This window comes from Clostridium zhoujianii (assembly GCF_051590805.1).
Taxonomy (GTDB): Bacteria; Bacillota; Clostridia; order Clostridiales; family Clostridiaceae; genus Clostridium.
Map to the genome: position 1 here is coordinate 167,279 of NZ_JBPUTF010000001.1, position 11,186 is coordinate 178,464.

At 30.7% G+C, this 11,186-nt stretch carries 9 protein-coding genes, 1 other RNA gene and 3 riboswitches; all 10 genes read left to right on the forward strand.

The annotated features are described in order from the left end of the window. The first annotated feature begins 39 nt into the window (after window positions 1-39). The gene (locus tag ACSYT2_RS00845) at window positions 40-1,218 is read left to right on the forward strand and encodes an FprA family A-type flavoprotein (RefSeq protein ID WP_430857433.1); all 1,179 of its coding nucleotides are present in this window, start codon (window positions 40-42) and stop codon (window positions 1,216-1,218) included. Between the two features lie 249 nt (window positions 1,219-1,467). After that, complete coding sequence (locus ACSYT2_RS00850) at window positions 1,468-1,713, forward strand: DUF1292 domain-containing protein (RefSeq protein WP_430857432.1); 246 nt, start codon at window positions 1,468-1,470, stop codon at window positions 1,711-1,713. A gap of 12 nt (window positions 1,714-1,725) precedes the next feature. Further along, complete coding sequence (locus ACSYT2_RS00855) at window positions 1,726-2,121, forward strand: hypothetical protein (RefSeq protein ID WP_430857431.1); 396 nt, start codon at window positions 1,726-1,728, stop codon at window positions 2,119-2,121. A gap of 50 nt (window positions 2,122-2,171) precedes the next feature. Continuing rightward, a non-coding RNA gene (gene ssrS, locus ACSYT2_RS00860) (6S RNA) lies at window positions 2,172-2,359 on the forward strand. 599 nt (window positions 2,360-2,958) lie between these two features. Further along, the gene (locus tag ACSYT2_RS00865; protein ID WP_430857430.1) at window positions 2,959-3,150 is read left to right on the forward strand and encodes a DUF896 domain-containing protein; all 192 of its coding nucleotides are present in this window, start codon (window positions 2,959-2,961) and stop codon (window positions 3,148-3,150) included. 13 nt (window positions 3,151-3,163) lie between these two features. Then, window positions 3,164-4,075 (forward strand): HPr(Ser) kinase/phosphatase, encoded by a 912-nt coding sequence (hprK, locus tag ACSYT2_RS00870; RefSeq protein ID WP_430857429.1) that lies wholly within the window; start codon window positions 3,164-3,166, stop codon window positions 4,073-4,075. A 286-nt stretch (window positions 4,076-4,361) separates the two neighbouring features. Beyond that, window positions 4,362-5,747 carry an aminopeptidase gene (locus tag ACSYT2_RS00875; protein WP_430857428.1) on the forward strand — a complete coding sequence of 462 codons (1,386 nt, stop codon included), beginning with the start codon at window positions 4,362-4,364 and terminating at the stop codon, window positions 5,745-5,747. 115 nt (window positions 5,748-5,862) lie between these two features. Next, window positions 5,863-5,980, forward strand: a riboswitch (SAM riboswitch). A 59-nt stretch (window positions 5,981-6,039) separates the two neighbouring features. Continuing rightward, a riboswitch (cobalamin riboswitch) is annotated at window positions 6,040-6,221 on the forward strand. A 30-nt stretch (window positions 6,222-6,251) separates the two neighbouring features. Beyond that, window positions 6,252-8,552 (forward strand): 5-methyltetrahydropteroyltriglutamate--homocysteine S-methyltransferase, encoded by a 2,301-nt coding sequence (metE, locus tag ACSYT2_RS00880; protein ID WP_430857427.1) that lies wholly within the window; start codon window positions 6,252-6,254, stop codon window positions 8,550-8,552. A gap of 42 nt (window positions 8,553-8,594) precedes the next feature. After that, a riboswitch (cobalamin riboswitch) is annotated at window positions 8,595-8,774 on the forward strand. Window positions 8,775-8,909: 135 nt separating this feature from the next. Beyond that, complete coding sequence (locus ACSYT2_RS00885; protein WP_438382813.1) at window positions 8,910-10,469, forward strand: prenyltransferase/squalene oxidase repeat-containing protein; 1,560 nt, start codon at window positions 8,910-8,912, stop codon at window positions 10,467-10,469. 2 nt (window positions 10,470-10,471) lie between these two features. Further along, window positions 10,472-11,173, forward strand: coding sequence for a DUF4430 domain-containing protein (locus ACSYT2_RS00890; protein WP_438382814.1), 702 nt, complete (start codon window positions 10,472-10,474; stop codon window positions 11,171-11,173). The last annotated feature ends 13 nt before the right edge of the window (window positions 11,174-11,186 follow it).

An 11,186-nucleotide genomic window follows, 5' to 3' on the forward strand; every position in this document is an offset into this window, starting at 1 on the left:
TAGTTGCTAAAAGAGAATCATTATCAGGAGGTAGTTATAATGTCAGCTATAAATTTAAAAGACAATATATATTGGATTGGTGTTAAAGACCCTGAATTAAGAGTTTTTGATATAATAATGGAAACAAAAAGAGGGACTACTTATAATTCATATGTAATTAATGATGAAAAAGTAGTTGTTGTGGATATATGTAAGAATGGATTTTATGATGAATTTAAAGAGAGATTAATTGACGTAATAGGAGAAAAATCAGTTGACTACGTAGTAGTACAGCACACAGAATTAGACCACAGTGGGTCTATAAAAATGTTATTAGAGGATTACCCAAATGCAACTGTTGTAGGAACAAAGGCTGCTATAAATTATTTAAAGAATATATTAAATAAGCCTTTTAAAGGACTTGTAGCAGAAGATGAATTATCAATTGGAAAAAATACACTTAAATTTATAAAGGCACCAAATCTACATTGGCCAGATACAATGTTCACTTATGTTAAAGAAAAGAATTTCTTATTTACTTGTGACTTTACTGGGTGCCATTATTGTCCAGAGGGATCAATAAGAGATGTTGGAGCAGATGATTATCTAGCTGAGATGAAATATTATTTTGATTGTATTATGGGGCCATTCAAGCCTTATGTTTTAAAAGGACTAGATAAGATAAAGGATATTAATATAGAAATAATTGCACCAAGTCATGGACCAGTTCATGAAGGTGATAATGTAAAGAAATATCTTGACCTTTATAGAGAGTGGGCTACAGAAGAACCAGTTGATCCTAATAGAGTAGAGGTATTCTATATTTCTGCTTATGGAAATACAGAGGATATGGCTAAATATATTTCAAATAAGTTAGAGGAAAAGGGATATAGTGCAGGAGTTCATGAGATAACATCTATGCCAATAGAAGAAGCAGCAGCTTTAATAGAAATGTCTAATGGATTTATGATTGGATCACCAACAATAAATGCAGATGCAGTTAAGCCAGCTTGGGATTTATTATCTTTAGTAAATCCTATAATTAATAGAGGTAAAGCAGCTATGGCATTTGGTTCATTTGGTTGGAGTGGAGAAGGTGTAAATATGTTAACTGACAGAATGAAGTCTTTAAAATTACATGTAGTTGAGCAAGGTCTTAAGTTTACATTTGTACCTTCACAAGATGATTATAAAAAAGCAGATGAAATGATTCAAAAATTTATTAACTTAATGCAATAAGAAAGATATAAAGGGAAGCCTAGTGCTTCTCTTTATACTTTTAATAAGTAAAGTTAGATAAATTATTATGTGGACATGTTTTTTTCGATATAATATATTATTGTTTGATTTAATATATAGAACTAGATTATAATATTTAGGTAAATAAACATATAGGATTCAATAAGGTGTTTACTTATGTATATTAATGGTTAATAATTAATTATGAAACTTATATGAGATAAATTAAATAAAGATGAGGTGTAGGACATGGAAGAAAAGGAAATAATGTCTTTCAGAGATGAAGATGGAAATAAAGTAGATTTTGAAGCAGTTGCAAGAATATTTTTAGAGAAACAAGAATATTTATTATTAGCACCATTAGATGAAGAAGAAAGTGAAGATATGTTTGCTTTTAGAGTTGATCATGTAGATGGTAAAGAAGAATATAATCTTGTTGAAGATGACAAAGAATTTATAGCCGTTCATAAAGAATATAAAAAGCTTATATATTAAGGAGTGAAAAAGATGAAGGTTGCAGAAGTAATAGAATTTTTAGAGGATAATGGATTATCAGAAATAGAAGAATTAAAAGCAACAGATAATTGTATAATAGTTAAATTTTATTATGATTTCGATAAGGAGGAATTATCTGCGGCTAGAGCTTATGCTAATGAAGAAAGTGACCTAGATGAAGATAGCGATGAGTGGTATAGAGATTGGTATTTATCATATCTTAATGACGTGGCAAAAGATACAGTAGAAGAAGTTATAGAAGAGCTAAGTGAAGAATTTGAAGTAGAAGGAAAGTTTAAAGCAGTAGAAATGGATGCTAACAATTCAGACTATATGAAGTTCGTTGCAATGATAGCTATGGATTCAGAAGATGTAGATTTAGAGGATATATTAAACGATTACTTATAGGGATTAATTTCTATTGCATTGTGATTTTTATGTGATATAATAAAGTCATAAGATTCCTGAGATGTGCGCCAAGCTTACTATATTCAACCTACATAACATAAACGGGATTTGCAACAGCTTCTAGGGATGTCGGGCTTCATTTACACATTGTGGCAGAAGATGGCTGAGATAGAATGAGCTTAACCCACCTGCGAGACGCAGGTCTGAATATATAAGCAAACGGCATGTTGGGAAACAAATTGTATTTAAATACCTCAATTTACATTGAGGTATTTTTTATTTATGCACTAAGTTTCTCGTATTTGTAAACTCGTTGCTTTCGTTCATATCTACGAGATAGATGATGCTGATACTTATATATATGCTTGTCCAAATCTTGGGATAAAGCTACCATAAACTTATTAGTAGGAGGAAGGAAAAGGAGTAAAAAATTAATAAGTCTTTTTCTTCTACGTATTTGTTTTGACAAATCTTTCATGTTCAATTTCATCACCTCATTTTACAAAATAAGTAAATTTTCTCACAAGACTATTATAACATCTCATAATAAAATGTAAAAATATTTCATAACACAAAAAGTGACAATATTTGGTAAAAATGATAAATTACTGTGTGATTAGAAAGGTGAATAACGAAATTTCACAGGGTAAATATACATAAACTAAGGAAAAAAGACGAATAATTTATTCTCTAGTATATATAAGTTAAAAAACAAAATAATATCTATAGGGATGTAAAGGTTGATAATATACCAAAATATATGTAAAATAAATTAAAGATATATAATGACTAATAAAGTAGTAAAATAGACTATAGATAAACAAAGGAGATATTACAATGGATGTAGATGCAATGAAAATAGAAGAAGTAGTAGAACATATAAATATGCTTTATAAAAAAAGCCAAGAAGAGGGCTTATCAGATAAAGAGAAAGAACTTCAACAAAAGTTAAGAAGAAGATATATAGATAATGTTAAGCGTAATTTCAGAGGTCAGTTAGAGGGTATTGAGTTAAAAAATAAGAAATAAAGGGTGATGGGATTTGTCAGTAACAGTTGATAAACTAATAAAGGATTTTGATCTTGAAGTCCTTATGGAAGGAAACCAAGGTGTAAGTATATCTGTTAATGATATTAATAGACCTGGATTACAGCTAGCAGGTTTTTATAATTATTTTACACCTGATCGTCTTCAGGTGATTGGTAAAGCAGAATGGAGCTTTTTAGATGATATGCAAAGTGAGCTTAGAAAAAAGAGGTTAAACAAGTATTTTACATTTGATATGAATTGCATAATTATTGCAAGAGATTTGGAACCTCATGAGGAGTTAATGAATGCTGCTAGGAAGAAAAAGGTTTGGGTTTTAAGAAGTAAGCTAGTAACAACTAAGCTTATAAGTAAAATTACAATGTATCTATCAGACAAGCTAGCACCAGAAACACGTTTGCATGGGGTCTTAGTAGACGTTTACGGTATTGGTATACTTATAACTGGTGAAAGTGGTATAGGTAAGAGTGAAACAGCTCTAGAGCTTATTAAGAGAGGTCATAGGCTAGTGACAGATGATGCTGTAGATATAAAGGAAATAGATGGAGAGCTTATAGGTTCTTCTCCTAATATAACAATAGGTATGTTAGAAGTAAGAGGAATAGGCATAATTGATGTTTCAGCATTATATGGACTAAGTTCAGTTGAACAGCAAAAAAATGTAACACTTGTAATGCATTTTGAGCATTGGAAGGATGATAATGATTATGATAGGTTAGGAATTAACTATGAATATATGAATATATTAGGAGTTGATGTTAGAAAATTAACGGTTCCAGTAAGACCTGGTCGTAATATAGCTGTTATAATTGAAGCAGCAGCAGTTAATTATAGACATTCATTAATGTCTAATGTATCAGCTGTAGATATTATAGAAGGAAGAATAAGTGCAGTAAGCGATAGATAAAGTGATTATTAGCTTCAGGTGGAGTTTTCTTAAAAGGATGATTACTTCATCGGAAGCATAGAAAAACCAATACCCTCAAGGGGCGCCAGTCCAGGCGGGTGGCAGTGATTAGCTCTCACTTGTAGAAGATGGGAGTATTAGCAATGGGTGCCAGGGGATAAAGTAATAGGATAAAATTAGATTTAACCATAACTAATCCCTTCTAATACTGATTTATTGTGAAAGAATGTATTAGAAGGGATTAGCATAGGATAAACTATTTATATACACTAAGGAGGCTATATTTATGAACAAAGAAGATTTTAATGCGTGGGATAAGTATGATGAAGAAGGAATAAAGAAGATTTTTGCTTTTAATGATGGATATAAGAAATTTATGTCTGATTGTAAAACTGAGAGGGAATGTGTAAAGGAAACAATTAGAATAGCTGAGGCTAAAGGATATAGAGATTTAGAGGAAGTTATTAAAAATGGTGAAAGTCTTAATGCTGGAGATAAGGTTTATGCTAACAATATGGATAAAGCTATTGCACTATTCCATATTGGAGAAAAGCCATTAGAAGAAGGGCTTAAGATATTAGGAGCACATATAGATTCACCTAGATTAGATTTAAAGCAAAATCCACTTTATGAAGACACTGATTTAGCTTTATTAGATACTCATTACTATGGTGGAATTAAAAAATATCAATGGGTTACACTTCCACTTGCTATTCATGGTGTAGTAGTTAAGAAGGATGGAACTAAGATTGATGTAGTAATTGGGGAAGATGATAATGATCCTGTAGTTGGAGTATCAGATCTTTTAGTTCACTTAGCACAAACACAACAAGAGAAAAAAGGTAATAAGGTTGTAGAAGGTGAAGATCTTAATGTACTTGTAGGAAGTATGCCTCTTAAAGGTGAAGAAAAGAATAGAGTTAAAGCTAACATACTTAGACTATTAAAAGAAAAGTATGATTTTGAAGAGGATGATTTCATATCAGCAGAGTTAGAAATTGTTCCAGCAGGAAAGGCTAGAGATTACGGAATAGATAGAAGTATGGTTATGGCATATGGACATGATGATAGAGTTTGTTCATATACATCACTTATGGCTTTATTAGATATAGAAAAGATAGATAAGACCTGTGTATGTCTGTTAGTTGATAAAGAAGAAATAGGTAGTGTTGGAGCTACTGGAATGGAATCTAAGTTCTTTGAGAATACTGTTGCAGAAGTTATGGACAGAGTAGGAGATTACTCAGAAATAAAATTAAGAAGAGCCCTTAAGAATTCAAAGATGTTATCATCAGATGTAAGTGCTGCTTTTGATCCAAACTATCCATCAGTTATGGAAAAGAAAAATTCAGCTTACTTTGGTAAGGGGATGGTATTTAATAAGTACACTGGTGCTAGAGGTAAGTCTGGCTGTAATGATGCTAATGCAGAATATATGGCAGAACTTAGAAGAATTATGGAAAAGCATGATGTTACATTCCAAACAGCTGAACTTGGGAAGGTAGATCAAGGAGGCGGTGGAACAATCGCTTATATCCTTGCACAATACAATATGGAAGTAATTGACTGTGGTGTAGCTCTTCATAATATGCATGCTCCATGGGAAATAGCTAGTAAGGTTGATATTTATGAAACTATGAGAGGATATTATGCATTCCTTTTAGAAGCATAGTATAAAAAGCAGACTAAATAAAGTGGTCTGCTTTTCTTTGTTGTAAAATATTCCTAGAAACTATTGACATAAAAATACAGAGATGTTATTGTTTATTCAGATAAAAAAATAAAAGTTCTTATCAAGAGTGGTGGAGGGACTGGCCCTATGAAACCCAGCAACCAATATTTTTGTTCATATACAAGGATATACGGTGCTAATTCCTGTAGCTGTAAAAGGCTAGTAGATGAGAGGGTAATTCATAGAGTATGTTTATTCGTGCACTAGAGATTTATTCTCTAGTGCACTATTTTTTTATCAAATAATATAAGGTGCTTTCATAAAAGAAAGGTAAAAGGGAATCAAGTTAAAATCTTGAGCAGCACCCACTACTGTATATCTGACGAAAGTCTATTATCCACTGTTATCATAATGGGAAGGAAGATAAGTAGAATGAAGATAAGCCAGGAAACCTGCCTTATATAAAAAATAAATCTTTGGGATGAAGATTAAGGAGGGGTCAAAATGACAAAAACAACTATTATTGGATATCCTAGAATAGGGGTACAAAGAGAACTGAAATTTGCAGTGGAGAAGTACTTTAAGGAAAGTATTTCTGAAAGGGAACTTCGAGAAATTGCAAAAAGATTAAGAGAAGAGTATTGGATTACTCAAAAAGAAAATGGAATAGATATCATACCATCAAATGATTTTTCCTTTTATGATAATTTCCTAGATACAGCTTTTCTTTTAAATGTAATACCTAAAAGGTATAAGAGATTAAAAGAAACTAAGCTTGAAACATATTTTGCTATGGCTAGGGGATATCAAAAGAATAATAGGGATGTTAAAGCATTGCCTATGAAGAAGTGGTTTAATACAAATTATCATTACATTGTCCCAGAACTAGAAGAAGATGCAGAGTTAAAGATAAATGATGATAAACCCTTTGAATTATTCAAAGAAGCTAATAAGTTAGGTATTAAAAGTAAACCAACAATAATTGGACCATTTACATTTATAAAATTAGTTAATATAAAAGGTGATAAGAATATATCTGACTGGAAAGAGAAGCTAGTAGAAGTCTATAAAAATATACTGTTTAAGTTTAATGAGATAGGTTTGGAATATTTACAAATAGATGAACCAATATTAGTTACAGATTTAACAGAGGATGATATTAAATTATTTAATGATATATACACAAATCTTTTAGAAAAAGAGCGAAATTATAAATTAATCTTACAAACTTACTTTGGAGATGTGAGAGATATTTATACAGATTTATTAAATCATAAGTTTGATGGAATTGCTTTAGATTTTGTAGAAGGATTCAAGAACATTGAATTAATTAAGAATCATGGTTTTCCAAAGGATAAACTATTAATTGCTGGTGTAGTAAATGGGAAAAATATATGGAGAAATAATTATGAACAAAGTATATCCTTAATAGAAGAACTTAGAGGATATATACCAGAAGAAAAATTAATCTTAGGAACATCATGCTCTTTACTTCATGTACCTTATACTATTAAAAAAGAAAACTTATTAGAAGAAGAGTATAAAGAAACATTAGCTTTTGCAGAGGAAAAACTAGAGGAACTTAATGAGTTAAGAGAGTTGATTAATGATAAAAACTATAAAGAAAATATAAAATTTATAAATAATCGAAATATAATTCAAAGAAAAAAATTTAATCATTTATGCTTTAATGAAAAGATTAGGGAGAGAATTACTTTACTAAAAGAAGAAGATTTTAGGAGGAATGAATCCTTTGAGGAAAGAAGAGAAAGACAAAAAAAAGAGCTTAAATTACCGATTCTTCCAACTACTACTATAGGCTCTTTCCCTCAAACTGAAGATGTAAAGAAAGCAAGAAAGGCCTTTAGAGGTGGGGAAATTACAGAAATAGAGTATGAAGATAAAATAAAAGAAAAAATTAAGGAAATAGTAGAATTCCAAGAGGAGATAAATATTGACGTCTTAGTACATGGTGAATATGAAAGAACAGATATGGTTGAATACTTTGGAAGGCTATTAGATGGATTTATATTTACCTCCAATGGATGGGTTCAATCATATGGAACAAGAGGTGTAAAGCCACCAATAATATTTGGAGATATACAAAGAAGTAGGGATCTGACAGTAAAGTGGAGTAATTATGCACAAGGGTTAACTGATAAACCAGTTAAGGGGATGCTAACAGGACCAATTACTATCTTAAATTGGTCGTTCCCAAGGGAAGATTTAGATTTGAAGAATATAGCATACCAGATTGGTGTGGCAATAGGTGATGAAGTATTAGCCCTGGAAGAAAGCGGAATAAAGATAATACAAATAGATGAGGCTGCATTAAGAGAAAAGCTACCAATAAGAATGAATGATTGGAATAAAGATTATTTAGATTGGGCTATACCAGCTTTTAGGCTAACTAATTCTAGAGTAAAAGCTTCTACATCAATTCATACACATATGTGCTATAGCGAATTTAGTGACATAGTAAAAGCCATAGAATATATGGATGTAGATGTTATTTCTATAGAAGCAGCTAGATCAACATTCTTATTATTAGACTTTTTAAGAGAGAGTGATTTCAAACTTGAAATAGGACCTGGAGTATATGATATACATTCACCAAGGATACCTAAAGAAGGGGAAATAGAGGAACTTATAAAAATAATTATTAACAAGTTAGATATTAACAAAGTATGGATTAATCCAGATTGCGGTCTTAAGACAAGAGGAATAGAAGAAACACAAGAAAGTTTAAGAAATATGGTTAATGTAACAAAAAGAATTAGAGAAGAGTTAGGGTATAAGCACTAGGAAATAAGTATAGTGATTGACAAAAGGATATTTTCAAATATAATAAAATATAGTAATATATGGTTGACCTTATCATTAATAGGGAATGTGGTTAGAATCCACAACAGCCCCCGCTACTGTAAAAGCTACGAAATCTCAAAAATCACTGAAATTTATTTGGGAAGATGAGAAATTAGGTTTGAAGCTTTAAGTCAGGAGACCTGCCTATATTAATATCACAAATTTATTTCGGCGGGAGATAAAATGTGGTGGGCGAAGGGCGCATAGTTATTTTATTATGTTTATTTGCATACTGCATAGGGAGAGCCGAGTGGCTCTCTTTTTTTATTTTCTTCCACAAATAAGGAGGAGAGAAAAATGAAAAAATTATTATCAAAGGTAATGGCAGTGGTATTTGTAGTATCAATGTTATTTACACTACCAAATCAAAATGTGGCTAAGGCAGCTACTGAAGGGGTAAACATACAAGAAATATTGAATACTACTGCTACAAACTTAGTAAAGAATGTTAGTGAAATGACAGCTAAAGATGGAGCTTTTTCAATTGTTGGACTAGCTAGATCGGGAGTGGAAGTTTCAGAAAATATTTTTGAAGAATATTACTCTAAGGTTGAATCACAGGTTCTAGAAGAAATGAAGAAGACAAAACCTTTTGCAACTGTAACTGATTTAGAAAAGATAGTTATTGCAGTAACATCAATAGGAAAAGATCCAACAAATGTTGCAGGGCATGACTTAATTAATATGATATGGCAAAGAGAGAATCTAGGAGCTCAAGGAATAAATGCATATGTTTATGGATTAATAGCCTTAGATACAAATAATTATAAAGAACCAGTTAATTCAGTAAATACAAGAGAATCAATTATAAAATCAATATTAGACCTTGAATTAGCTAATGGTGGTTTTAATTTCTCAAAGATATGGGGGGGAGATACTCCAGATGCAGATATTACTGGTATGGCAATGCAAGCTTTATCTAAGTATATAGATAAACCAGAAGTTAAAGCTTCTATTGACAGAGCTAAAAAGATTATGTCTGATCAACAAAACGTAAATGGTGGATATATAGCTTGGGGAAATGGAAATGTTGAAGGAACATGTCAAATACTTATCGGATTAAATACCTTAGGATTAGATGCTAAGAATGAAGAAGTTGGATTTGTTAAAGCAGAAGGAGATTTACTAAACTTTATTTTAAGTTACTATGATGGTAATGGAATGTTTAAAGCAGGATTCTCAGGACAACCCAATAAAATGACCACAGAACAAGCTTTTTATACATTAGCATCATATGAGAGATTGTTAAATGGTAAAAACACTTTATATGATATGAGTGATGTTGTAACAGACGCTAATTATGAAGAATTATTAATTAATACTAATATGGGAATATCAAATTTACCAAAGTTTGAAGAGTTATCATTAGATAATAAAGAAGAAATAAATGGATTATTAGCAAAGTATAGCAGTTTAACTGAAAAATATAAGAGACAAGTTATTGGATTAGAAAAGCTAAATAATTCAAAAGCTAGAATAGATGAATTAGATAATATAGTAAATATTTTAAATAATGATATATGGAATAAAATTAACCCATCAAATATTACGATACAGGATAAGAAAAATGTTTTAGATATAATGAGTAGATATGACAAGCTAAGTGATAAGGATAAGAAGTATGTAAATAACTATGAAGATGTTCTTAATGCTAAAGCTGTGATTGATGAATTAGAAAAGCCTGTAGTTGAAGATGTTAAAGAGAAAGACACTTCAGAAAATAAAGGTGAAGTATCAAATTCATCTGCAGTAAAAACATCAGATAATTCAAATATAACTTATTTAGCTTTAATTATGTTAACCTGTGGAATAGTTTTAATATTAGGTATAAAAAAGAGTACTAGAGAGGCTAAATAAAAATGAAGAAGTATTGGAAGAGTATAGCATTTTGTATTTGCTTACTTATAGCAATTATTGTTGGAGTAAGGGGATGTGAAATTAAAACTCCAGAAGATAAGGAAGCTAATAGTATATTAAGTGAAAAAAATAATGAAGAGATAGCAGAAGATGAGAATAAGGAAAATATTGATGAAGAGGTTAAAAATAAACAAGAAGAAACAACCTCTAATAATGAGGTTAGATCAAATGAAACAATATCTTCATCTAATGAAACTAAAAGTACAAGTAATGGTGAAGAAAATACTAGTAGTAAACCTCCTGTATTAGTTGAAAAAGATACTAAGGAGCAGGTTACTCTTTCAATTACTTATGATACCATCTTGAATAATATGGACAAACTAAATAGTAGTAAGAAAGATTATATAAAGGATGGAGTTGTATATAAAGCTACAAAGGTTGATATAAAAAAAGGAGAGACAGTATTAGATCTATTAAAAAGGGTAGCTAGCTATAATAGAATTCATATAGATATCAATTCAGGATATATAAGAGGAGTTAATAATATATATGAACGTGATTGTGGTGAATTAAGTGGCTGGATGTACTCTGTAAATGGTAAGTTTCCAAACTATGGAGCAGGAGAGTATAAGCTAAATGCTGGAGATGTGGTTGAGATTAAATATACCTGTGATTTAGGAAAAGACATAGGCGGAGGACAATAAAAATAAGAAAGGA

Coding starts and splice junctions, on each gene's coding strand:
- ACSYT2_RS00845 (WP_430857433.1), top strand. CDS start 40: ATGTCAGCTATAAATTTAAAAGACAATATATATTGGATTGGTGTTAAA.
- ACSYT2_RS00850 (WP_430857432.1), top strand. CDS start 1,468: ATGGAAGAAAAGGAAATAATGTCTTTCAGAGATGAAGATGGAAATAAA.
- ACSYT2_RS00855 (WP_430857431.1), top strand. CDS start 1,726: ATGAAGGTTGCAGAAGTAATAGAATTTTTAGAGGATAATGGATTATCA.
- ACSYT2_RS00865 (WP_430857430.1), top strand. CDS start 2,959: ATGGATGTAGATGCAATGAAAATAGAAGAAGTAGTAGAACATATAAAT.
- ACSYT2_RS00875 (WP_430857428.1), top strand. CDS start 4,362: ATGAACAAAGAAGATTTTAATGCGTGGGATAAGTATGATGAAGAAGGA.
- metE (WP_430857427.1), top strand. CDS start 6,252: ATGACAAAAACAACTATTATTGGATATCCTAGAATAGGGGTACAAAGA.
- ACSYT2_RS00885 (WP_438382813.1), top strand. CDS start 8,910: ATGAAAAAATTATTATCAAAGGTAATGGCAGTGGTATTTGTAGTATCA.
- ACSYT2_RS00890 (WP_438382814.1), top strand. CDS start 10,472: ATGAAGAAGTATTGGAAGAGTATAGCATTTTGTATTTGCTTACTTATA.